Source organism: Pseudomonas nitroreducens (assembly GCF_024170165.1).
Classification (GTDB): Bacteria; Pseudomonadota; Gammaproteobacteria; order Pseudomonadales; family Pseudomonadaceae; genus Pseudomonas; species Pseudomonas nitroreducens_C.
In genome coordinates, this window is record NZ_JALJXP010000007.1 from 129,439 (window position 1) to 150,305 (window position 20,867).

A 20,867-nucleotide genomic window follows, 5' to 3' on the forward strand; every position below is an offset into this window, starting at 1 on the left:
CAATCCAACGAATCATTCTTATGCGACCCATCTCGGAGATTGATGAATGAGCAGCTTCCCCAGCATCGACAGCGAACTGCTGCGCACCTTCGTCGCCATCGCCGACCACGGCGGCTTCACCCGCGCGGCCGAGATGGTCAACCGCACCCAGTCGGCGGTGAGCATGCAGATGAAACGCCTGGAGGAGGACGTGCTGGAGCGCAGCCTGTTCGAGCGCGACGGTCGCCAGGTGCGACTGACGCCGGAGGGGCAGATCCTGCTGGGTTACGCGCGGCGCATCCTGCGGTTGCAGGGCGAGGTGTTCAACACCTTCCGCCAGCCGCACATGGTCGGTTCGGTGAAGATCGGCACGCCCGATGACTACGTGATGCGCTTCCTGCCCAGCATCCTCTCGCGCTTCGCCGAGGCCTACCCGCTGGTGCAGGTGGAAGTCCATTGCGACTCCTCAGCGCAACTGCTGATGCGCAATGACCTGGACCTGTCCATCGTCACCCGCGAACCGGGCACCGAGATCGGCCAGTTGCTTCGCCAGGAGTCCTTCGTCTGGATGGCCGCCGAGAGCTTCTGCCCGCAGGAGCAGCGCCCGCTGCCGTTGGCGATGTTCAACACCGCCTGCTTCTGCCGCGCCTGGGCCTGCAACGCGCTGGAGGCGATGGAGGTGGACTACCGCATCGCCTACAGCAGCCCGAGCCTGTCGGCGCTGTTCGCCGTGGCCAGCGCCGGGCTGGCGGTCACGGCGCAACTGCAGAGCCTGCTCACTGGCAATCTGCGCATCATCGGTGAGGACGAGGGCCTGCCGGTGCTGCCCAACGCCAGCATCGTGCTGCTGCGCGGGCAGAAGATGACCCCGGTGACCGACAAGCTCGCCGAGTACATCGTCGAGGGCTTCCGCTCGTAAGACGGCTCAGCGCACTGCCAGCAACGCCGCGCAGACGATCAGGAATGCGCTGAAGGCCATGCGCAGCTGACGCTCGGGCAATGCATGGGCCAGGCGTACGCCCCAGGAAATGCTCACCAGCCCGCCCAGCGCCAGCGCGCTGCCCATGCGCCAGTCCACATGGCCGTGCACCGCATAGGTCGCCAGCGCCACGCCTGTGCTGGGCGCTGCCAGTGCCAGCGCGAGCCCCTGGGCAATCACCTGGGTCAGGCCGAAGACGGACGTCAGCACCGGCGTCGCCAATACCCCTCCGCCCACGCCGAACAGCCCGCCGAGAGAACCAGCGCCCAGCCCCAAGACCCCCATCCACGGCAGGCCGTAGCGCGGCGTGCTGCCGCCCTGGGGAACACGCTGGAACAGGCGCACCAGCAGATACAGGGCCAGCAGCACGAGAAAGACCACGAAGGCGGTGCGCATGCTGCGGGCATCCAGGTTCACTGCAATGCTCGAAGCGAAGAACGCGCAGACCAGGCCAGTCAGCGCCAGCACGCCGGCCTGGGCGAAGTCGATACGGTTGCGCTGGTGGTAACGCCAGATCGCCAGCAGCACGTTCGGCACCACCATTACCAGCGCGGTGCCCTGCGCCAGTTGCTGATCCAGCCCGAACAGCACGCCCAGCGCCGGAATCGCCAGCAACCCGCCGCCGATTCCGAACAGCCCACCCAGGCTGCCCAGCACGACGCCCAGCAGAAAGTCCAGGACCAGGTCCCACATGACGCACCTCCACAACAAGGTGTCCATGCTAGAAAACCCCGGCTGGATGGGAAACGCAAAGCGCAGCACAATGGCTTTGCCCTTTTCGCAAAGCCATAACCCGCGATGAACCCTTCCAGCCTCGAAGACCAGCTCGACCTCTATCTCGATGTGCTCGATAACGGCAGCTTTTCTGCCGCCGCCCGGCTGCGCCAGTTAACCCCATCGGCAGTAGCGCGGCGCATGGACGCGCTGGAACAGGGGCTGGGCTCGACCCTGCTGGTGCGCAGCACCCACAACGTGCGCGCCACACCGGCGGGCTTGGCGTTCGCCGAGCGAGCTCGGCGGATCGTCATCGAGTTACGCCAGGCGCGGGCGGAGGCGGTATCCCTGAGCACCGCGCCGGAAGGCCTGATCCGCATCGACGCCCCCGTGCCTTTCGGTCGTCGTCACCTGGCCCCGGCGCTGGCGGACTTCCTCACCGCCAACCCCGGCCTCGACGTGCAACTGCGGCTGATCGACAGCTTCACCGACACCCGCGGGGAAAACCTTGGTCAGGTCGATCTGGTCCTGCGTATCGGCACCTTGCCCGACAGCCGCCTGGTCGCCACGCGCCTGGCACCCATGCGGCGAATCGTCTGTGCCAGCCCCGCCTACCTGCAGCAGCACGGCAGGCCGGCCTCGCCACTGGAGCTGCCAGAGCACATCGGCCTCGACTGGGAAGGCCTCGCGCCGCCGCTGGCCTGGCGCTTTTTCATCGACGGCAACTTGCAGCACCTGCGGCCACGCCGACTGCGGATGACCGCCAACAATGCGGAAACGTTGGTGGAAGGTGCGCTGCAAGGCATCGGCCTTGCTCACCTGCCCACCTGGCTGTGCAGCGAATACCTGATCAGCGGCCAGTTGCTGCCGCTGTTCTGCGAGAACGGCCTGCCCGAACCGGAGCCCGGCGTCATCCACGCGCTACGCCTGGAGCGCGGCACCCACCCGCGCAGTGAACGCCTGCTGGCCTTCCTGCTGGAGCGCTTCGGCTTCCCGCCACCCTGGGATGCGGACCTTGCGGAAGCACTGTTCAAGAATTAACCATCGCGCTAAATTAATGCGCAATCAGCTCTTCGCTTCGAGCGCCCCGCCAGGAGCACGCCATGACCCAGCAAGACCCGACCTGCGAAGCCCTCAAGCTGGATAACCAGCTGTGCTTCGCCCTCTACTCCACCTCCCTGCAGATGACCAAGGTCTACAAGCCCCTGCTGCAGGCGCTGGGCCTCACCTACCCGCAGTACATCGCCATGCTGGTGCTGTGGGAGGAAGACGGCATCACCGTGGGCGAGATCAGCTCGCGCATGCTCACCGACCCCGGCTCCCTCACCCCCCTGCTCAAGCGCCTGGAGGCCGAGGGCCTGATCACCCGCACCCGCAGCCAGGCGGACGAGCGCGTGGTGCAACTGCGCCTGACCGACAAGGGCCGTGAGCTGCGCCGACAGGCGGAGAGCATTCCGGCCTGCATCCTGGCCAGCAGCGGTCTAACGTTGGACAGTCTGAAGCGCCTCCAGGAGGAGCTCGTGGACCTGCGCGGAAACCTGCAAGCCCCGTAATCCGGGGCTTATGCCAAAGCTGCAGGTCCCTTAGTCAGAAATTTTCCAACATTTATCTTGCGCACTAAATTAAATCGAACTAACTTTCACCTCACGAACTGCTTAGCGCACAAGATATTAAGCAGCCAGACATTCCCGACCAGACATACCTGACCAGACATACCTGACAGCGAACCGGAGACCACCATGCAAACCATCAAAGCCCTCTACACCGCCACCGCTACCGCCACCGGAGGCCGTGACGGCCGCGCCGTCTCCTCGGACGGCATCCTCGACGTGAAACTGTCCACTCCGCGTGAACTGGGCGGCGCGGGCGGCGAAGCCACCAACCCGGAACAGCTGTTCGCTGCCGGCTACTCGGCCTGCTTCATCGGCGCCATCAAGTTCGTCGCCAGCCAGAGCAAGAAGCAGATCCCGGCAGACGCCTCGATCACCGGCAAGGTCGGCATCGGCCAGATCCCCGGCGGCTTTGGCCTGGAAGTGGAACTGAACATCAACCTGCCGGGCCTGGATCAGGCCGAGGCTGAAGAGTTGGTCGCCAAGGCTCACCAGGTCTGCCCCTACTCCAACGCCACCCGCGGCAACATCGACGTGCGGCTGAACGTCAGCGTGTGATTCCACGAAAGGCAGAAACGAAAAAGCCCGGCATCAGCCGGGCTTTTTTGTGTCGCGGATCAGGCTCAGGCCTTGACGCGGGACTTGTACTCGCCAGTGCGGGTATCGATCTCGATCGAGTCGCCGATTTCGCAGAAGGCGGAAACCTGGACTTCAGCACCGTTCTTCAGGCGAGCGGTCTTCATCACCTTGCCGGAAGTGTCGCCACGGACAGACGGCTCGGTGTAGACGATTTCGCGAACGATGGTGGTCGGCAGTTCAACGGAAATGACTTTCTCGTTGTAGAAAACGGCTTCGCAGACGTCGGTCATGCCGTCTTCGATGAAGGTCAGCACGCCTTCCAGGTCACCCTTTTCGATCTCGTACTGGTTGAACTCGGTGTCCATGAAGACATACAGCGGGTCCGCGAAGTAGGAGTAGGTCACTTCCTTGCGATCGAGGATGATCGGCTCCAGCTTGTCGTCGGCCTTGAACACGGTCTCGGTGCCAGCGCCGGTCAGCAGGTTCTTCAGCTTCATCTTGACGACCGCAGAGTTACGGCCGGATTTGTTGAACTCGGCCTTCTGGATTACCCAGGGGGTGCCGTTGATGTTGGCAACCTGGCCAGCGCGGAACTCTTGTGCGGTTTTCATACGATTATCCGATTGGATTGGAGACAAAAATCAGGGGCCATATCATAGCCAATTTGTATAAAAACGCACCAGCCCCGCGGCAAGATCGGTTTGTTCGGTCAGTCGGCGCTGCCAATCGCCAATCCACGCGCCCCATTCGGGCAGCCGTTTTTCCAACTCTCGCCAGGCGATGCCGGCATCACCCCGGCCATTCCAGGCCATCCAGAAAGCCCCCAGATCCGACTGCAGCGCCTCATCCATCCCCTCACCGAACAGATTCAGGAAAGCTTCCAGCTTCTCCAGGTGAATATCCTCGTCCTGCTGGTAGATGTGCCAGACGAAAGGCCGCCCTGCCCATTGCGCCCGCACAAAGGAATCCTCGCCGCGGACCGCGTTGAAATCGCAACTCCACAACAGCGGGTCGTAATCCTCCTGCCGCACGAAGGGCAGCACCTGCACGCGCAGGGAATCACGCTGATACTGATCGCCGGCCGCCAGTTCCCGTCCTGCCCAGCGCTCGACGTCGGCAAGCACTCTCCCCTCGGGCACCAGCAGCAAGGTTGCGGCGGCGCTCGCAGCCAGGGTCTCCAGCCAGCCGCCCAGAGCGGAATTCTCATAGGCAAACAGCGAGATGCGCCGCTCATGGGCCCGGGGACGCACGCCAAGACCCGCCAGGAAACCCAGGCTGGCCTCCGGATCGCCCTGAAAGGCATCGCGCCGGGCGATCAGATCGCCCTCACGCAGCAGGCCGCCGGTGGCCGGAGTGAAACCGGGGAAATAGAAATACTTCTGCAAGCCGCTGGCCTGCATCGACGGCAAACCGTGACAGGATTCCACCCAGGACTCGGCACTGAGGTAGTCCAGGTTCAACCACAGGGCAGGCGTCTGCCGCTCACGCATGGCCTCTATATAGGCAGCCGGCAGCTCACAGGCGAAAGCCTCGACGACCACGTCCGCCGCAGGAGTGTCCTGCCAGGGCCCGGACCACAGGCAAACGTCCACTCCTGATTGCTGCTGTGACGCTGCCGCACCATCGGCTGCCGGACAGATGCGCACGAAAGCCGCCAGGTCGTCGACCCACAGGCGCACCTGCTGGCCATGCTCTCCGGCCAGTTGGCGGGCCAGCCGCCAGGTGACGCCGATATCGCCATAGTTGTCGACTACGCTGCAGAAGATGTCCCAGCTGGCCATGCGCATTCCTACGTACCAGAGCGTGCCTCAGAAGGCGCCAGTGTACCCGCGATCCCGGCCATGCTCCTTAAGCCGATGAATCCCTTGGAAAAAATTTTCAAAAAAGATTTGCCAAGGAGGAAACCTTTGAGTAAAGTGCGCGCCTCGACAGACACAGCGCTGTCGAGAAATCTGGTGAGGTGTCCGAGCGGTTGAAGGAGCACGCCTGGAAAGTGTGTATACGAGAAATCGTATCGAGGGTTCGAATCCCTCCCTCACCGCCAGATTCATGAAAAAGCCCGGCTAAGCAATTAGCCGGGCTTTTTCGTTTCCAGCTTCACACTTTCTTCACCTGTTGCGGCCTAGTTGCAAGTTGTCAGTTGGACAAATGCACAACGGCGATTAAACAGTTGTTCGACCATTGTCGACAGTCATCTGACAGCTTGGTTCCACTGGCCGGAAACCCGCCTCAGGCACCGTCTGACACCTGTTGGCAACACTCCTTTGCCAGATTGGACAGTTTTTGCCCAAATCGGCCTCGCACAACTGCTAACAGTGCCCGTAACATGAAAAAAAAGTGCCGTACTTGCGCTTGGTCAGTTTACTTACTACAAGTAATGAGTACTATGTAGTCCGGCTAATTTCCCAGTCATGGGAGATTGCTTTTAATGGAAATGTCCACCTTAAGGGGAACACGATGAACAACGTTCTGAAATTCTCTGCTCTGGCTCTGGCTGCTGTTCTGGCCACCGGTTGCAGCAGCCACTCGAAAGAAACCGAAGCACGTCTGACCGCTACTGAAGACGCCGCTGCTCGCGCTCAAGCCCGTGCCGATGAAGCCTATCGCAAGGCTGACGAAGCTCTGGCCGCCGCTCAGAAAGCCCAGCAGACCGCTGACGAGGCTAACGAGCGCGCCCTGCGTATGCTGGACAAAGCCAGCCGCAAGTAATAGATCTTCGGATCTGTTCGAAAAAACCGACCCCTCGGGGTCGGTTTTTTTATGCCCGCCGTTTGCTCTCCGCGGCAAAACAGGCGGGCAACAAAAAGCCCGCTCGACCGGTAACGGTCGGCGGGCTTCCTGGTGCGCGCTGCCAGTTACTGCAGCGGCACGGCGTCCTGGTCAACCGTGGCGGCAACCGAACCACCCTGCTGCACTTGCTGCGGCTGGGCAATGGCAACCGGCAGGCCATCCTCGGCGGCAACCACTTCACGCACCACGTTCCAGTCCATCTGCATCTGGCTGGCGATGTCTTCGCGCTTGAGCAGGGCGTTGATCACCGCGGTGTGCTTGTCGACCACGGACGGGTCGCCGTTGTCATCGATGGGCGCGTGGGCCTCAAGGTAGATCTTGCCTTCGCTGCGACCGAACTTGTAAGGCTCGTTGATGATGCGCACCTTGGTGCCCACCGGAATCATCGAGAAGAGCTGGGTCACATCCCAGTTGTACATGCGGAAGCAGCCGTGGCTGGTGCGGGTGCCGATGCCGAACTTCTTGTTCGAACCGTGGATCAGGTAGCCGTGGAAGCCCAGGCTCATCTTGTACGGACCCAGCGGGTTATCCGGACCCGGCGGCACCACGGTCGGCAGCGGGTCGCCATCGGCGGCGTGCTCGGCGCGGATCGACGCCGGCGGGTACCAGGCCGGGTCCTTGGTCTTGGCGATCACGCTGGTGCTGCCCACCGGCGAACCCCAGCCTTCACGACCGATGCCCAGGGCGTAGGTGTAGACGACGTTCTTGTCCTTGGGGAAGTAGTACAGGCGGTACTCGGCGAGGTTGATCACCACGCCCTCGCGCGGACCGGCCGGCAGGACGAAACGGGTCGGAATGATGACCTCGGTGCCCACGCCCGGCAGCCAGGCGTCGACGCCCGGGTTGGCGGCGATCATCTCGGAGTAGCCGAGGCCGTACTTCTCGCCGAGGTCGGCGAAGGTGTCTTCGTACTTGGCCTTGATGACCTGGACCTGGCCGACGATATCGTCGCCGGGCGCCGGCAGCGGCAATTCAATGGCGGAAACGGGGCCGGCCGAGAGCAGCGCGGCGAGGGACAGCGAGCAGGCGGCAATGACGCGCGACAACATCCGAGGATCCTTGACGTGAGCAATGAGCAAAGGGTGATCAGTTTACCACCGCAAGCTCCGTCAACGGGAGATATCAGATGAGCCAGGAACTTCGCGCGCCGCGCTTTTCCTCTTCGAGTTGTTTCAGACAGGCTGCGCAGATTCGACGATCACGCAGCAACGGCTTCTCGGCTCCGCGCCACATCGGCTGCGCCGGCAGCAGGCTGCCGCACAGCGTGCGGTCGGCCGGGGTTCCCAGCTCCAGCTGGCGCGCGACCAGATGAACCCGGACCTCGCGGCAGGCGAACAGGTCCAGCTGCTCATCGGGCTCGATCAGCTGGTAGGCGAAGAGGGTCCAGGCGGGGCGCGACATAGGGGGTTCCAGAAGGGTGCGCAAACATAGCCGAAAGGCCGGGCGCGGGGAAGCCTCTTGTCACAGCAGAGGCTTGAGCGCCGGCCACACGTTGTCGAGCAGTTTAGGCTGCGCCGCCACTGCCGGATGGATGCCGTCGGCCTGCATCATGCCCTGCACACCCCCTACCCCTTCGAGGAAGAACGGCACCAGCGGAATCTTCTGCTGGCTCGCCACGCTGTCGAAGACCTTGGCGAATGCGTCGGTGTAGCGCTGCCCGTAGTTGGGCGGCAGGCGCATGCCCAGCAGAATCACCTTGGCGCCCGACTTCCGCGACTGCTCAACCATGCCGCTAAGATTCTGTTGCAATTGCGCCGGAGCCATTCCGCGCAGGCCATCGTTGCCGCCCAGCTCGATCACCACCAGCTTCGGCTTCTGCTCCGAAAGCAGCGCCGGCAGCCGCGCCAGGCCTCCTGCCGTGGTATCGCCGGAGATCGACGCATTCACCACCTGATAGTCAAAACCCTGCTCCTTCAGACGCTTGTCCAGCAGGCTGACCCAGCCCAGGCTGGTATCCAGCCCCAAACCGGCGCTGATACTATCGCCGACGACCAACAGCGTCTGCGCCGCGGCCTGCTGCGTGATCAGAAGCAACGCCAGGCAGCCGCCCATTAGCCATGCACGCATCGGATTCTCCATGAGCGAAAGCATTCTCACCGCGCGGAACCTTAGCAAGGTTGTTTCCAGCGCGGAAGGCAAGCTGACCATCCTTCACGACCTCTCCCTCGACCTCGCCCGCAGCGACAGCCTCGCCATCGTCGGCAGCTCCGGCTCGGGAAAATCCACCCTGCTCGGCCTGCTTGCCGGGCTGGACTTGCCCAGCGGCGGCGAGATCGTCCTGCTCGGCCACACCCTGGGCAGTCTCGATGAAGACCAGCGCGCGCGGGTCCGCGCCGCCCATGTCGGCTTCGTCTTCCAGTCCTTCCAGTTGCTCGACAGCCTCAATGCGCTGGAGAACGTCATGCTGCCGCTGGAGCTGGACGGCCGCAAAGACGCCGAGCAGCGCGCCCGCGAGCTGCTGGATCGGGTCGGCCTTGGCCAGCGCCTGACCCACTATCCGCGCCAGCTTTCCGGTGGCGAGCAGCAGCGGGTCGCCATCGCCCGCGCCTTCGCTGCCGAACCGGACGTACTGTTCGCCGACGAACCCACCGGCAACCTCGACACCCACACCGGCGAACGCATCAGCGACCTGCTCTTCGAGCTGAACCGCGAGCGCGGCACCACCCTCGTCCTGGTCACCCACGACGAGCGCCTCGCCCACCGCTGCCAGCGCCATATCCGCCTGGAAAGCGGCCACCTGATCGACCACGTCGAACCCTGACGGACGAGAGCCGATGAAGCCATTGTCGCTGCCCAACCTGTTCCGCCTGTCCCTGCGCCAACTGTGGCGCGAGGGCCGCAGCGGCGAACTGCGCGTGCTGTTCTTCGCCCTGCTGGTGGCGGTGGCGGCCAGCTCCGCCATCGGCTATTTCAGCGCAAGATTGAACGGCGCGATGCTAGTACGCGCCGCCGAGTTCCTCGGCGCCGACCTGGTGCTCACCGGCACCCAGCCGGCTCAGCCGGAACAGATCGACCGCGGCCTCAAGCTCGGCCTGCAGCATGCGCAGAGCGTGGAATTCTCCAGCGTGGTGGCCACCGACAACGGCATCCAGCTGAGCAGCGTGAAAGCCGTCGGCGACAGCTATCCCCTGCGCGGTGAACTGAAGAGCGCACCAGCCCCCTTGCAGCCGGAAGTCGAAGGCGGCCGCCCGGCGCCGGGCGACATCTGGGTCGAGTCGCGCCTGCTGGCCAGCCTCGACCTGAAGATCGGCGACAGCGTCGACATCGGCCGCAAGTCCCTGCGTATAGCCCGCGTGCTGACCTACGAACCGGACCGCGCCGGCGACTTCTACAGCCTGACCCCACGCGTAATGATGAGCCTGCACGACCTGGACGCCACCGGCGTGGTGCAGCCCGGCAGCCGGGTGCGCTATCGCGACCTCTGGGGCGGCGCGCACGACGCCCTGCAAACCTATCGGCAAGCGACCCAGGGCAACCTCGCCGCCAACCAGGAACTGCAGGACGCCCATCATGGCAACCGCCAGATCGGCGACGCCCTGGGCCGCGCCGAACGCTACCTGAACCTCGCCAGCCTTGCTGCCGTGCTGCTGGCCGGCGTGGCCGTGGCGCTGTCGGCCAACCGCTTCGCCAGCCGCCGCTTCGACGCCAGCGCCCTGCTGCGCTGCCTGGGCCTGTCGCGCCGCGAAGCCCTTCTGCTGTATGGCAGCCAACTGCTTACGCTGGGACTGGTCGCCAGCGTCTGCGGCGCCTTCCTTGGTTGGCTCGCGCAACTGGGCCTGATGCACCTGCTGGGCAACCTGTTGCCACCGGAAATTCCCGAAGCCGGCATCGTTCCCGCGCTCGCCGGCATGGCGACCGGACTGGTCGCCCTCGCCGGCTTCGCCCTGCCACCGCTCGCCGCCCTCGGCCGCGTGCCGCCGCTGCGAGTACTGCGCAGCGACCTGCTGCCCGTACCGATGCGCACCTGGGCCGCCTACGGCTGTGCGCTGCTCGCCCTCGGCCTGATCATGTGGCGCCTGAGCCTGGACCTGAAACTCACCCTCGCCCTGCTCGGCGGCGGCGCCATCGCTGCGGTGATCCTCGGTTTCATCCTGCTGCTGGCCCTGCGTGGCCTGCGCCGCGCCCTCCAGGGCGCCAGCCTGCCGTGGCGCCTGGGCCTGGGCCAGCTGCTGCGCTACCCGCTGGCCGCCGCCGGGCAGAGCCTCGCCTTCGGCCTGATCCTGCTGGCCATGGCGCTGATCGCCCTGCTACGCGGAGAACTGCTGGACACCTGGCATTCCCAGTTGCCACCCAATGCGCCAAACCACTTCGCCCTGAACATCCTGCCGGCCGAGAAAGACGGCTTCGAGCAGCGCGTAAAAGCACTCTCGCCCAACGCCGAAGACCTCTATCCAATGGTGCCTGGCCGGCTGGTGGCGGTGAACGGCAAGCCCGTCCAGACATTGAAGGAAGACGTGCGCAGCGAACGCGCGCTGCACCGGGACCTCGGCCTGACCTGGTCGGCGCGCCTGCCGGCGGGCAACCAGATAGTCGCCGGCGAATGGTGGACGGCTGGCGACAAGAGCGGCCTGCCGGGCGTCTCGGTGGAAGAAAAGCTCGCCGGCAACCTCGGCCTCAAGGTCGGCGATCACCTGAGCTTCACCGTCGCCGGGCAGACCCGCGAAGCGCAGATCCGCAGCCTGCGCTCGGTGAAATGGGACAACTTCCAGCCCAACTTCTTCATGGTCTTCGAGCCCGGCACCCTGACCGACCTGCCGGTAACCTACCTGACCAGCTTCTATCTGCCGGCCACTGCGGAACGCCAGTTGATCGAACTGGCCCGCGCCTACCCCACCGTCACCCTGCTGCCGGTGGACGCGCTGCTGGCACAACTGCGCAGCATCCTCGACCAGGTGACGCTGGCGGTGGAGTACGTGCTGGTGTTCGTCCTCGCCGCGGGCTTCGTGGTGCTGTTCGCCGGCCTGCAGGCGACCCTCGATGAGCGCCTGCGCCAGGGTGCCCTGCTGCGCGCACTGGGCGCCGAACGCGGTCTGCTGATGCGCACGCGGCGCAGCGAATTCGCCCTGCTCGGCGCGGTCAGCGGCCTGCTGGCGGCGCTGGGCTGCGAGCTGATCAGCTACCTGCTTTACCGGCTGGTGTTCGACCTGCCCTGGAGCCCGCATCCCTGGCTGCTGGGACTGCCGGTGCTGGGTGCGCTGCTGGTGGGTGGCGCCGGCCTGCTGGGCACCCGCCGCGCGCTCGACGTGAGCCCATTGCGCCTGCTGCGCGAGAGCTGATCGGGTAGACTCCCCCGATCACTCTCGCCGCACTGGATGCCATGAGCCGCTACCGCCCGCCCCGCCCCGCCGGAACCCCGCTGATCACCCCCGAAGGCGAGGCGCGCCTGCGCGCCGAACTGCACGAGCTGTGGAACGTACGCCGCCCGCAGGTGACCCAGTCGGTCAGCGAGGCCGCCGCGCAAGGCGACCGCTCGGAGAACGCCGAGTACACCTACGGCAAGAAGATGCTGCGCGAGATCGACAGCCGCGTACGCTTCCTGCGCAAGCGACTGGAGAACTGCAAGGTGGTCAGCGAGCGCCCGGCCGACCCGAACAAGGTCTACTTCGGCGCCTGGGTCACCCTGGAAGACGAGGACGGCGAACAGGCCCGCTACCGCATCGTCGGCCCGGACGAACTGGACCTGCGCAACAACCACATCAGCATCGACTCGCCGCTGGCCCGCGCCCTGGTGGGCAAGGAGCTGGACGCCGAGGTGATGGTGCGCAGCCCGTCCGGCGAGAAGCTGTGGTTCGTGGTGGAAATCGATTATCCCTGAGCGCCACCCCTGTAGGAGCAGTTCAGAGCGGCTGCGGGCGGCGGGTAATCAGCCCTTGCCGAGCGACACGGGTCAGTTCGTGAACGGCTGACTCCAGCTGCTCGGCCACCGGCGACTGCACCACCGCGAAGTCGAAACTGTCGGATGGGAAGCGCGCAAGATCGGCAAAGGTTTCGGCGAACTGGATGAGGAAGGTGCGCGAACCGTTCCAGCGTTTGGGCCAGCCATCGAGGTAACGGACGAGGGTGGGCTGGTGATTGCCGCCCAGGAGAATCTTAGGATTGCGGCGCACCAGGCCCGTGGTGATCGGGGCCAGGCGCACATGCGGGTTGGGACAGGTCATGGTGTCACGTCTCCGCCTCAGGGGTCCTGCTGGACGCGGCGAGAGGCACACCGAACCAGCGCTTTAGCGGTATTTCGATGTCAGCCATGGCTGCATCCGCGCCCCGCAAGTTGCTACTTAAATCGGCGCTGTGCGGCATCCTAGAGAAGCGCCGGCAAAGCTGTCAAGGAGACTTCAGTCGATGACCACACCCCCCATGCGGCTGTTCTTCGCCCTGCCCTGCCCGGCGGAGCTGGCAGCGCGCATCTGTACCTGGCGCGATGGATTGCACCTGGACGGCCAGCCCGTCGCCCAGGCCAACCTGCATCTGACCCTGGCCTTTCTCGGCTCGGTGCCGCGCGGGCGCAAGGCCGAGCTGCGCGCCATCGGCGAGCGCCTGCCGCGCCAGGGCTTCAGCCTGGAGCTGGACCACGTCGCACGCTGGAGCAATGGCATCCTGCACCTGGCGCCGAGCAAGGTGCCGGCCCAGCTGCATGAGCTGGTACAGGCCCTGCGCGAAGAACTGCGAGCCGGCGGATTCGAGGTTGAGCACCGCCCGTTCCATCCGCACATCACCCTCGCCCGCCACGCCCATCACACACCAGCGGCGACCGCTTCCTTCCTGCTGCCCGCTCGGGCCGTTACCCTGTTCAGCTCGGAGAACAGCCCCACCGGCGTGCGCTATCGCGCCATCGGCGAGTGGCCGCTAGACAGCATCTGATCGCGCCGCCCAGTCCTGGGCGTAATCGAGAAAGCGACGCAACCCTGCCGTGGGGTACTTGTCGATATGCAGCGCCCGGAAGAAGGTGCGCCGCAGTGGCCCCAGCGGATTGTCCAGGCGCACCAGCTCGCCGCGCGCCAGCTCCGCCTGCACCACGCGCTGCGACAGGCAGCCGATGCCGAACCCGCTACCCACCAGATGCTTGATCGCCTCGGCGTTGCTCACTTCCAGCGGCGCGTTGACGCTGCCCAGGCGCGGCAATACCTGCTGCTCGAAGGTGACCCGCGTGCCCGAGCCGGCTTCGCGCAGTACCCAGCGTGCCGCTGCCAGATCCTTCAGGCTGATGCGCTCGGCCAGCGCCAGGGGATGTTCCGGCGCGACCACCAGCAGCAGTTCATCGGCCATCCAGGGCGTGAGCTGGATCTGTGGATGCTGGATCGGCGCCTCGATGAAGGCCACGTCCAGCCGGAACTCGGCCAGCGCCTCGATTACTCCGCCGCTGTTGGCCACCTGCAGCTGCAGATGGCTCTCGGGCAGCTCCGCAAGGAAACCCGCCACCACCTGCGGAAGCAGATAGCCGCCGATGCTGCGGCTGGCACCGAGGCTCAGTTGCACCGGCGCCGATTCGAACAGGCTCTCCAGCTCCGCACTCTGCGCCAGCAAGGCACTGGCCTTGGGATAGAAGGCGCGGCCATTGTCGTTCAGCGCCAGGCGCTTGCCGCTGCGATCGAACAGGCGCGTACCGAGGGTGCGCTCCAGTTCCTGCAGCGCCTGACTGGCGGCGGACTGCGAGAGCGCGATGCGCGCCGCGGCCTGGGTCACGTTGCCGAGTTCGGCGATGGCGGTGAAGGTCGCCAGTTGGCGAAGGGTGATGCGTGGCCCCATATCGATAAAACCGGTCAACCCAATAAGAACAATCCGTTTTTACACTAAGCGGGACGGCGGCACCATGGCTTCACCTTACACAAGGAGCCTGTAATGAACGCCTTTCGCCGCCTGCCCTATTACCTTCCCGGTGCCCTGCTCTGCCTGGGCATCGCCTTCGGCTCCCGCCAACTCATGGAGATTCCCGCACTGCAGCATCTGGGGCTCGGCAGCCTGACCCTGGCGATCCTCATCGGCCTGCTGGCCGGCAACCTGGGGCTGGCCCGCTTCGGCAGCATCCGCCCCGGCATCGACCTGTCGCGCCAGCAACTGCTGCGTCTGGGCGTGGTGCTCTACGGCCTGCGCCTGACCTTCCAGGACATCGCCGCCCTCGGCCCCGCGGCGCTGATCATCGACGTACTGATGGTCACCAGCACCCTGACCGCCGCCTGGCTGATCGGCGAACGCTGGCTCAAGCTGCCCCGTGAAAGCGCCCTGCTGATTGGCGCCGGCAGCGCCATCTGCGGGGCCGCCGCGGTAATGGCGAGCAGCCCGGTGCTCAAGGCGCGCGCCGAGCACACCGCCGTCGCGGTGGCCACCGTCGTACTGTTCGGCACTCTGGCGATGCTGCTGCACCCGATGATCTACGCCGCGCTGCCCAACCTGTTCGGCAGCGAGCAGGCCTTCGGCGTGTTCACCGGCTCGACCATCCACGAAGTCGCCCAGGTGGTCGCCGCCGGCCGCGCCATGGATCCGGCTGCCGCCGACGCCGCACTGATCAGCAAGATGCTGCGCGTCCTGCTGCTGGCTCCGGCCCTGCTGATCCTCGGCCGCGTCGGTTGTGCCGAAGCCGCCGAGCCGGGCACACGCCGCAAGCTGCACATTCCGGGCTTCGCCGTGTTCTTCCTGCTGGTGACCGGCCTGCGTTCGCTGGGCTGGGTACCGGAAAGCTGGCTGGCACCGCTGCAACAACTGGACGATGTGATGCTCGGCATGGCGATGGCCGCCCTCGGCCTGGCCACCCGCCTGGGCGACCTGCGCAAGGAAGGCCCCAAACCGCTGCTGCTGGGTGCCGGGCTGTTCGTCTTCCTGCTGGTGGGCGGTGGCCTGATCAATGGCGGCGTGCAATATCTCTTCCACTGATTCCGGCAGGCAAACAAAAAGGGCGGACACCTTGGGTGTCCGCCCTTTTTCGTTAGCGGCTTTCTGCTAATGCCTTGGCAATCAGCTGGACAGCTTGCGGTCCAGGGAGAACGGGCCGGCGCCGCTGATGAGCAGCGCGACGCTGATCATGATCAGGGTGAAGGCGTATTCGAAGCCGTTGGCGGTGATGAAGAAGCCATTGGCCAGGTGCACGCTGAACACGGCGACCAGCATGGCGACGATCAGCGGGATACTCGCCAGGCGCACCAGCAGGCCGAGGACCAGCGCCAGGCCGCCGAAGAACTCGGCGCTGCCGGCCAGGGTGGCCATCAGGTAGCCGGGGGTCACGCCGAGGGATTCCAGCCAACCCGCCATGCCTTGCAGGCCCGGGCCACCGAAAGCACCAAAGAGCTTCTGCGAACCGTGAGCCATGAAGGTCAGGCCGGTGGTGATACGCAGAACAGCCATGCCGGCGCCAGCGTTGGTGGTCAGGATGGATTTGATCAGCGAGTTCATGGTGCGTCCTTATGCGAGCTCTCAGGGGAGCGAAGGGTTGCGTAGGAAGTGGATGACAACCGTGGTTGCTTGGCGACCAATATATCCAGTTTTTCCGATATCAAAAGCGCAAAAACGCGCTAATTACTATCGAATAAACCGATTACTTCTTGATTGCCGCCACGCTTTCACGTGGCTCGAGGCCATCACGTTCCCGCTGATATGCAAGATAGTACTTGTTGACGCTGCTGACGTAGTTCACCACGCCCATGCCCAGTTGCTCGGCCGCCACACGCTCGACCTGGAAGAACCACTGGTTGGGGTTCAGGCCCTGGCGCTTGGCCTCCGCGCGCAGGCTTTGCACCCGCTCGGGACCGGCGTTGTAGGCAGCCAGAACGAAGGCCATGCGGTCCCGTTCGTTGATGCGCGGGCTGGAGAAGAAGCGCTTGCGCAGCATGGCCATGTAGCGGCTGGCGGCCTGCACGTTGCTGTCCTTCTGGTGCACGGTATCCACGCCCACGGCGCGGGCCGCCGCCGGGGTGATCTGCATCAGCCCGGTGGCGCCGCCAGCGCCGCGCGCGCTGGCATTGAGATTGGATTCCTTGAAGGCCACGGCGGCCAGCGCCAGCCAGTCGACCTTGTTCTGCTCGGCATAGCGCTGCAGGGTCGGGCGTACGGCCTCCAGGCGCTTGCGGTCGGGTACGACCAGCGGATTGCGCACCTGGTAGGCGCGGCGATAGAGGCGCTGGAAGGCCACGTCCTGGTCCGCCGGCGCGCGATAGTCCTTGAGGAAGCGATTGACGCTGGCGCGCAGCATCGGCGCATCGCGACGCACGTACCAGGTCATCGACTCGCTGTTGTCCAGCACCAGATGACGGTCGACGCGCAGCTTGGTGAAGACCTTGCTCCAGCGCTCGGCAATCGGCTGCTCGACCACGGTGTAGTTGAAGATGCCCGCCTGGACCATCTCCAGCACGTCTTCCACGGCCAGAGACGAATCGGTCCACTCCAGAACCAGCGGCGCCAGGCGCTTCTGTGCGAGGCGTTCGTTGACCTTGCGCACGGCCTCGCCAGCGGCGCTGCCGGCTGGCAGGGTAATGGTGCGGCCGGCGAGTTGCTCCAGGCGCACGAACTTGCGGTTGCCCTGCTTGGTCACCAGGACCAGCGGCACGTCGGCCTTCCACGGCAGGCTGGGGCTGACATTCTGGCCGTCGCGGGCCAGCAGGACCTCCCCGGGCGCGACCAGATCGCCTTCGCCGCGCTGCAGCGCACCGAGCAACTGATCCTTGGCCTTGGGAATGAATTTGATGGTAAGCGGCTTGCGCCCTGGGGCGCTGTCGTTGAGGTACTGCTCGAAGGCACGCAGGCGGCGGTACTCGACGCCGATGGGCTCGCCCTTGATTTCGCCGGAGCTGTTGCGACTCTGATTGACCAGAACCCTCAGGGTGCCGCCGGAACGGATGCTAGCCAGGTCACGGGCGTCGCTGCTTTCCTGCTCCCAGTTTTCCGGCTGGGCGGTCAGGCGCGCGGCCGCCGGCAGTGGCGTCAGGGCCACGAGGCACAGCAGTAGCAGCAACAGTCGGGTCATCCAGCTCTCCGGGGGCTCGCACTCGGCGGTGGGCCGATTAGAGTGCGGTTTCGACCGGGAGTTCCCGGCCGCCAAGGGCGCGCAAGATTCGCACAGGAGGGGATCAATACCAACCCGAAACTTCCGATAGATCTTCGGAATATTCCTCAACCTGTTGTTTTTGAAGAATTTTCGTCAAAAAAGCGGCTTTTGCTATGCTCCGCTTCCGAACAAAAGGAACAAAAATGCAACTGATCGACATCGGCGTCAACCTCACTCACCCGAGCTTCGTCCCGGAACGTGAAGCGGTCCTCGCTCGCGCCATCGAGGCCGGCGTCGTGCAGATGGTGCTGACCGGCACCAGCCTGGACGACAGCGAACAGGCCCTGGAACTGTGCCGGCAACTGGACGAAGAGCAGCGTCTTTACTGCACTGCCGGCGTCCATCCGCACGAGGCCAGCCACTGGGACAGCGGCAGCGCGAAGGTGCTGCGCGGCCTGCTGGCCGAGGACCGGGTCAAGGCGGTCGGTGAGTGCGGGCTGGACTTCAACCGCGACTTTTCGCCGCGCCCGCAGCAGGAGAAGGCATTCGAAGAACAGCTGGGCCTCGCCGTGGAACTGCAGTTGCCGGTGTTCATCCACGAACGCGACGCGGGCGAGCGTCTGCTGGCGATCCTCAAGGACTTCCGCGACAAGTTGCCGGCCGCCGTGGTGCATTGCTTCACCGGCGAGCGCCGCACGCTTTATTCGTATCTCGATCTCGACCTGCACATCGGCATCACCGGCTGGATCTGCGACGAACGCCGGGGCACCCACCTGCAGGAACTGGTGCGGGAAATCCCCCAGGGCCGGCTGATGCTGGAAAGCGACGCGCCTTATCTATTGCCGCGCACCCTGCGCCCTAAACCGAAGAACGGCCGCAACCAGCCGGCCTACCTGCCCGAGGTGCTGACCTGCGTGGCCCAGCACCGGGGCGAGAGCGCCGAGCAGGTCGCGGCCCACACCACCGAGTGCGCACGGCGCTTCTTCGGCCTGCCGGAAATTTGATCCAGCTCTCAAGATTGCCCTTCTTCGGCCGATAAGTCGGAAGCGAAAGGTGGCTTGATGCCCATCAATGGCCACCTTCATCCTTTTCACGACAATAATGGCGCCTTGCCACTATTCGACCGACAAGAAGAGATTTATGGCCGCCTGGATTCGCGATATTTCCCTCAAGTACAAATTCTGGGCCGTCAATGCGGTCGCCTTCGTCACTACCCTGCTGCTGGTGCTTTTCGCCATGCACCAGGAGCTCGACGGGCGCAACCAGCAGGCACGCCAGGATGCCGAAGCCCAGGCCCAACTGCTCAAAAGCTGGCCCGCAGGCTCGGCGCTGCCGACCTCGCCGAACCTCGTCAGCTTCGCCAGTGGCAGCGCGCCGCAGATCGCCGGAGTCGACGGTTCCGCCCTCGCCCGTGCCAATGGCTGGGTTGATCTGCAAGGCCCCCAGACCCGCAATGGTGCGCTCGCCGGCGCCTATGTACAGGAGATTGGGAACGGCCAGCGCGTCGCCGTGCTCGCCCCCGGTGCCGACTTCTGGAGCGTCTTCGAGGATCGCGCCCTGCCCTTCGCCGGCGCCGTGCTGGTGCTGATGCTGGCCCTGCTGGCCGCCTCGCAATTGCTGATCCGCTTCATCCTCACTCACCTGCTGACCCTGCGCGACGTGATGCTCCATGTGGAGAAGAGCGGCGACCTGGCCGCCCGCGTGCCCCTGGAAAGCCGCGACGAGGTCGGCCAGATGGCCACTGCCTTCAACGCCATGCAGGCCGGCTACCAGCGCGTGGTCGGCACCGTCGCCCAGGCCGCCGGGCGCCTCGATGAAGGCGCGCGCAGCCTGGCCAGCAGCATGGGCCAGGTGCGCCAGGGCATGCTCGGCCAGCAGAGCGAGACCGACCAGGCCGCCACTGCCATCAACGAGATGTCCACCACCGTCCACCACATCGCCCAGCATGCCGCCGACACCCGCGACCAGTCGCAGGAAGCCGATCGCCTCGCCGGCAATGGCCAGCAGGTGGTCGGTCGGGTCGGCCAGTCCATCGCCGGGTTGTCCCAGGGTGTGCAGCAGACCGCCGAGATGATCCAGCAACTGGCCCAGGACAGTCACAAGATCAGCAGCGTGGTCAGCGTCATCCACGGCATCGCCGAACAGACCAACCTGCTCGCCCTCAACGCCGCCATCGAGGCCGCCCGCGCCGGCGAGATGGGCCGTGGCTTCGCCGTAGTCGCCGATGAAGTGCGCAACCTCGCCAAGCGCGTGCAGGACTCCACCGACGAGATCACCCAGATGATCAACGCGCTGCAATCCGGCACCCGCGACGCCGTGGAGTTCATGCAGGAAAGTTCGATCAAGGCCGACGGTTGCGTGGAGGAAGCCCGCGAAGCCGGCGAGGCGCTGGCAGCCATCGCCTCAGCCGTGGCGCTGATGCGCGAAAGCAACACCCAGATCGCCGTGGCCGCCGAGCAACAGAGCCAGGTGGCCGAGGAAATGACCCGCTCGGTGGTGGGCATCCGCGACGTCACCGAGCACACCGTGCAGCAGACCGTCGATTCGGCCGGCACCAGCCACCAGTTGGCAGACCTCGCCGGCGAACTCAGCCGCGCCATCCGCCAGCTGCGCCTGTAATCCCTATCGCCCGCATAGCCTGCGCCCATTGGCGCGGGCGCCGGGGCAGCGCCTAGACTGCTGACATTCCGCCCGCCTGCGCTCAGGTGGGCTTTTCAGTCCCGGGAGCAGCAGCATGGGCAAACGCCACCCCAACCTCCTCGCCTGGCAGTGGCAGGGCTACGCCGCCAACCACCGCAACCCGACCAACCTGGCGCTGCACATCATCGCCGTGCCGCTGTTCATTCTCGGCGCCCTGACGCTGCTCAGCGGGCTGTTCGGCCTGAGCCTGACAGCGATCCTGCTGGGCATGATCGGCATGGTCGCCTCGCTGGCCATCCAGGGCCGCGGGCACAAGCTCGAAGAGCAGGCGCCCGAGCCCTTCAGCGACCGCAAGGACGCCGTCGGTCGGCTGCTGGTCGAGCAGTTCGTCACCTTCCCGCGCTTCGTCCTGAGCGGCAAATGGTGGCGCGCCTGGCGAAATCCCAACCGCTGAGCCGGCCATAACAGCAAGGGCGCGGCATTTCGGCCATTCAAGTACCCGGCAGGTCCGCCGATATAATCGTCGAGATTTCGTCACGAGCTGTTGAGATGTCGGCTTTTCGCCATTTTATTGGCATATTTGTCTGCCTGTTTATTGTCACGCCTG

23 protein-coding genes and 1 tRNA gene are annotated in these 20,867 nt (G+C 65.1%); 14 read left to right on the plus strand and 10 right to left on the minus strand.

Annotated features, from left to right (window positions below; genetic code table 11):
• The first annotated feature begins 46 nt into the window (after nucleotides 1-46).
• The gene (locus J2T47_RS15665) at nucleotides 47-898 is read left to right on the plus strand and encodes a LysR family transcriptional regulator (protein ID WP_253448472.1); all 852 of its coding nucleotides are present in this window, start codon (nucleotides 47-49) and stop codon (nucleotides 896-898) included.
• A 6-nt stretch (nucleotides 899-904) separates the two neighbouring features.
• Here J2T47_RS15665 and J2T47_RS15670 read toward each other — a convergent pair whose 3' ends face one another.
• Nucleotides 905-1,651, minus strand: a complete 747-nt coding sequence (locus tag J2T47_RS15670; protein WP_253448475.1) for a sulfite exporter TauE/SafE family protein — start codon at nucleotides 1,649-1,651, stop codon at nucleotides 905-907.
• Between the two features lie 105 nt (nucleotides 1,652-1,756).
• On the opposite strand from J2T47_RS15670, the gene J2T47_RS15675 reads away from it, so the two are divergent.
• The 3 genes from J2T47_RS15675 (at nucleotide 1,757) to J2T47_RS15685 (ending at nucleotide 3,840) form a co-directional block, all read left to right on the plus strand.
• Nucleotides 1,757-2,713 (plus strand): LysR family transcriptional regulator, encoded by a 957-nt coding sequence (locus tag J2T47_RS15675; protein ID WP_253448479.1) that lies wholly within the window; start codon nucleotides 1,757-1,759, stop codon nucleotides 2,711-2,713.
• 62 nt (nucleotides 2,714-2,775) lie between these two features.
• The gene (locus J2T47_RS15680) at nucleotides 2,776-3,225 is read left to right on the plus strand and encodes a MarR family winged helix-turn-helix transcriptional regulator (RefSeq protein ID WP_253448482.1); all 450 of its coding nucleotides are present in this window, start codon (nucleotides 2,776-2,778) and stop codon (nucleotides 3,223-3,225) included.
• A 186-nt stretch (nucleotides 3,226-3,411) separates the two neighbouring features.
• Nucleotides 3,412-3,840 carry an organic hydroperoxide resistance protein gene (locus tag J2T47_RS15685; protein WP_138214829.1) on the plus strand — a complete coding sequence of 143 codons (429 nt, stop codon included), beginning with the start codon at nucleotides 3,412-3,414 and terminating at the stop codon, nucleotides 3,838-3,840.
• Between the two features lie 65 nt (nucleotides 3,841-3,905).
• Here the strand turns inward: J2T47_RS15685 and efp are convergent, their stop codons facing one another.
• Nucleotides 3,906-4,472, minus strand: coding sequence for an elongation factor P (gene efp / locus J2T47_RS15690; protein ID WP_138521874.1), 567 nt, complete (start codon nucleotides 4,470-4,472; stop codon nucleotides 3,906-3,908).
• Nucleotides 4,473-4,514: 42 nt separating this feature from the next.
• Complete coding sequence (gene earP, locus J2T47_RS15695; RefSeq protein ID WP_253448486.1) at nucleotides 4,515-5,642, minus strand: elongation factor P maturation arginine rhamnosyltransferase EarP; 1,128 nt, start codon at nucleotides 5,640-5,642, stop codon at nucleotides 4,515-4,517.
• 173 nt (nucleotides 5,643-5,815) lie between these two features.
• Between earP and J2T47_RS15700 the strand changes: the two genes are divergently transcribed.
• Together J2T47_RS15700 and oprI are read left to right on the plus strand one after the other, a co-directional pair.
• Nucleotides 5,816-5,905 (plus strand) — tRNA-Ser (locus J2T47_RS15700).
• Nucleotides 5,906-6,318: 413 nt separating this feature from the next.
• Nucleotides 6,319-6,570 carry an outer membrane lipoprotei OprI gene (oprI, locus tag J2T47_RS15705; protein WP_017517003.1) on the plus strand — a complete coding sequence of 84 codons (252 nt, stop codon included), beginning with the start codon at nucleotides 6,319-6,321 and terminating at the stop codon, nucleotides 6,568-6,570.
• 146 nt (nucleotides 6,571-6,716) lie between these two features.
• Here the strand turns inward: oprI and J2T47_RS15710 are convergent, their stop codons facing one another.
• The 3 genes from J2T47_RS15710 to J2T47_RS15720 form a co-directional block, all read right to left on the minus strand.
• On the minus strand, nucleotides 6,717-7,700 hold the full coding sequence (locus J2T47_RS15710) for a L,D-transpeptidase family protein (RefSeq protein ID WP_045211466.1): 984 nt from the start codon (nucleotides 7,698-7,700) through the stop codon (nucleotides 6,717-6,719).
• Nucleotides 7,701-7,773: 73 nt separating this feature from the next.
• Nucleotides 7,774-8,052, minus strand: a complete 279-nt coding sequence (locus J2T47_RS15715; protein ID WP_081518646.1) for a hypothetical protein — start codon at nucleotides 8,050-8,052, stop codon at nucleotides 7,774-7,776.
• Nucleotides 8,053-8,112: 60 nt separating this feature from the next.
• Nucleotides 8,113-8,718 carry an arylesterase gene (locus J2T47_RS15720; RefSeq protein ID WP_253449013.1) on the minus strand — a complete coding sequence of 202 codons (606 nt, stop codon included), beginning with the start codon at nucleotides 8,716-8,718 and terminating at the stop codon, nucleotides 8,113-8,115.
• Between the two features lie 10 nt (nucleotides 8,719-8,728).
• Here J2T47_RS15720 and J2T47_RS15725 point away from each other — a divergent pair, with 10 nt between their 5' ends.
• Genes J2T47_RS15725 through greB form a run of 3 tightly spaced genes read left to right on the plus strand, consistent with a single transcriptional unit; the run spans nucleotide 8,729 to nucleotide 12,466 of the window.
• Nucleotides 8,729-9,412, plus strand: coding sequence for an ABC transporter ATP-binding protein (locus J2T47_RS15725; protein WP_253448489.1), 684 nt, complete (start codon nucleotides 8,729-8,731; stop codon nucleotides 9,410-9,412).
• 13 nt (nucleotides 9,413-9,425) lie between these two features.
• A complete protein-coding gene (locus J2T47_RS15730; RefSeq protein WP_253448492.1) occupies nucleotides 9,426-11,927 on the plus strand; it encodes an ABC transporter permease in 2,502 nt (833 codons plus the stop codon).
• Between the two features lie 41 nt (nucleotides 11,928-11,968).
• A complete protein-coding gene (gene greB / locus J2T47_RS15735) occupies nucleotides 11,969-12,466 on the plus strand; it encodes a transcription elongation factor GreB (protein ID WP_045211475.1) in 498 nt (165 codons plus the stop codon).
• 22 nt (nucleotides 12,467-12,488) lie between these two features.
• Here greB and J2T47_RS15740 read toward each other — a convergent pair whose 3' ends face one another.
• Complete coding sequence (locus J2T47_RS15740) at nucleotides 12,489-12,809, minus strand: hypothetical protein (RefSeq protein ID WP_138214836.1); 321 nt, start codon at nucleotides 12,807-12,809, stop codon at nucleotides 12,489-12,491.
• A gap of 181 nt (nucleotides 12,810-12,990) precedes the next feature.
• On the opposite strand from J2T47_RS15740, the gene thpR reads away from it, so the two are divergent.
• Nucleotides 12,991-13,509, plus strand: coding sequence for an RNA 2',3'-cyclic phosphodiesterase (gene thpR, locus J2T47_RS15745; protein ID WP_253448495.1), 519 nt, complete (start codon nucleotides 12,991-12,993; stop codon nucleotides 13,507-13,509).
• Here the strand turns inward: thpR and J2T47_RS15750 are convergent.
• Entirely contained in the window at nucleotides 13,495-14,394 is a 900-nt protein-coding gene (locus tag J2T47_RS15750) for a LysR family transcriptional regulator (protein WP_253448498.1), read from the minus strand. The two genes, thpR and J2T47_RS15750, sit on opposite strands and share 15 nt — an antisense overlap.
• A gap of 93 nt (nucleotides 14,395-14,487) precedes the next feature.
• On the opposite strand from J2T47_RS15750, the gene J2T47_RS15755 reads away from it, so the two are divergent.
• Entirely contained in the window at nucleotides 14,488-15,516 is a 1,029-nt protein-coding gene (locus J2T47_RS15755) for a YeiH family protein (protein ID WP_253448501.1), read from the plus strand.
• A gap of 81 nt (nucleotides 15,517-15,597) precedes the next feature.
• On the opposite strand, the gene J2T47_RS15760 is transcribed toward J2T47_RS15755, so the two are convergent.
• Nucleotides 15,598-16,032 (minus strand): DoxX family protein, encoded by a 435-nt coding sequence (locus J2T47_RS15760; RefSeq protein ID WP_253448504.1) that lies wholly within the window; start codon nucleotides 16,030-16,032, stop codon nucleotides 15,598-15,600.
• 142 nt (nucleotides 16,033-16,174) lie between these two features.
• Nucleotides 16,175-17,599: a transglycosylase SLT domain-containing protein gene (locus tag J2T47_RS15765; RefSeq protein WP_253448507.1), complete on the minus strand. Its 1,425-nt coding sequence runs from the start codon at nucleotides 17,597-17,599 to the stop codon at nucleotides 16,175-16,177.
• Nucleotides 17,600-17,823: 224 nt separating this feature from the next.
• On the opposite strand from J2T47_RS15765, the gene J2T47_RS15770 reads away from it, so the two are divergent.
• From J2T47_RS15770 to J2T47_RS15780, 3 genes are all read left to right on the plus strand, one after another.
• Complete coding sequence (locus tag J2T47_RS15770) at nucleotides 17,824-18,624, plus strand: TatD family hydrolase (protein ID WP_253448510.1); 801 nt, start codon at nucleotides 17,824-17,826, stop codon at nucleotides 18,622-18,624.
• A 136-nt stretch (nucleotides 18,625-18,760) separates the two neighbouring features.
• Nucleotides 18,761-20,239, plus strand: a complete 1,479-nt coding sequence (locus J2T47_RS15775) for a methyl-accepting chemotaxis protein (RefSeq protein WP_253448513.1) — start codon at nucleotides 18,761-18,763, stop codon at nucleotides 20,237-20,239.
• A gap of 115 nt (nucleotides 20,240-20,354) precedes the next feature.
• Nucleotides 20,355-20,714 (plus strand): Mpo1-like protein, encoded by a 360-nt coding sequence (locus J2T47_RS15780; protein WP_253448516.1) that lies wholly within the window; start codon nucleotides 20,355-20,357, stop codon nucleotides 20,712-20,714.
• The last annotated feature ends 153 nt before the right edge of the window (nucleotides 20,715-20,867 follow it).

Coding starts and splice junctions, on each gene's coding strand:
- J2T47_RS15665 (WP_253448472.1), top strand. CDS start 47: ATGAGCAGCTTCCCCAGCATCGACAGCGAACTGCTGCGCACCTTCGTC.
- J2T47_RS15670 (WP_253448475.1), bottom strand. CDS start 1,651: ATGTGGGACCTGGTCCTGGACTTTCTGCTGGGCGTCGTGCTGGGCAGC.
- J2T47_RS15675 (WP_253448479.1), top strand. CDS start 1,757: ATGAACCCTTCCAGCCTCGAAGACCAGCTCGACCTCTATCTCGATGTG.
- J2T47_RS15680 (WP_253448482.1), top strand. CDS start 2,776: ATGACCCAGCAAGACCCGACCTGCGAAGCCCTCAAGCTGGATAACCAG.
- J2T47_RS15685 (WP_138214829.1), top strand. CDS start 3,412: ATGCAAACCATCAAAGCCCTCTACACCGCCACCGCTACCGCCACCGGA.
- efp (WP_138521874.1), bottom strand. CDS start 4,472: ATGAAAACCGCACAAGAGTTCCGCGCTGGCCAGGTTGCCAACATCAAC.
- earP (WP_253448486.1), bottom strand. CDS start 5,642: ATGGCCAGCTGGGACATCTTCTGCAGCGTAGTCGACAACTATGGCGAT.
- oprI (WP_017517003.1), top strand. CDS start 6,319: ATGAACAACGTTCTGAAATTCTCTGCTCTGGCTCTGGCTGCTGTTCTG.
- J2T47_RS15710 (WP_045211466.1), bottom strand. CDS start 7,700: ATGTTGTCGCGCGTCATTGCCGCCTGCTCGCTGTCCCTCGCCGCGCTG.
- J2T47_RS15715 (WP_081518646.1), bottom strand. CDS start 8,052: ATGTCGCGCCCCGCCTGGACCCTCTTCGCCTACCAGCTGATCGAGCCC.
- J2T47_RS15720 (WP_253449013.1), bottom strand. CDS start 8,718: ATGCGTGCATGGCTAATGGGCGGCTGCCTGGCGTTGCTTCTGATCACG.
- J2T47_RS15725 (WP_253448489.1), top strand. CDS start 8,729: ATGAGCGAAAGCATTCTCACCGCGCGGAACCTTAGCAAGGTTGTTTCC.
- J2T47_RS15730 (WP_253448492.1), top strand. CDS start 9,426: ATGAAGCCATTGTCGCTGCCCAACCTGTTCCGCCTGTCCCTGCGCCAA.
- greB (WP_045211475.1), top strand. CDS start 11,969: ATGAGCCGCTACCGCCCGCCCCGCCCCGCCGGAACCCCGCTGATCACC.
- J2T47_RS15740 (WP_138214836.1), bottom strand. CDS start 12,809: ATGACCTGTCCCAACCCGCATGTGCGCCTGGCCCCGATCACCACGGGC.
- thpR (WP_253448495.1), top strand. CDS start 12,991: ATGACCACACCCCCCATGCGGCTGTTCTTCGCCCTGCCCTGCCCGGCG.
- J2T47_RS15750 (WP_253448498.1), bottom strand. CDS start 14,394: ATGGGGCCACGCATCACCCTTCGCCAACTGGCGACCTTCACCGCCATC.
- J2T47_RS15755 (WP_253448501.1), top strand. CDS start 14,488: ATGAACGCCTTTCGCCGCCTGCCCTATTACCTTCCCGGTGCCCTGCTC.
- J2T47_RS15760 (WP_253448504.1), bottom strand. CDS start 16,032: ATGAACTCGCTGATCAAATCCATCCTGACCACCAACGCTGGCGCCGGC.
- J2T47_RS15765 (WP_253448507.1), bottom strand. CDS start 17,599: ATGACCCGACTGTTGCTGCTACTGCTGTGCCTCGTGGCCCTGACGCCA.
- J2T47_RS15770 (WP_253448510.1), top strand. CDS start 17,824: ATGCAACTGATCGACATCGGCGTCAACCTCACTCACCCGAGCTTCGTC.
- J2T47_RS15775 (WP_253448513.1), top strand. CDS start 18,761: ATGGCCGCCTGGATTCGCGATATTTCCCTCAAGTACAAATTCTGGGCC.
- J2T47_RS15780 (WP_253448516.1), top strand. CDS start 20,355: ATGGGCAAACGCCACCCCAACCTCCTCGCCTGGCAGTGGCAGGGCTAC.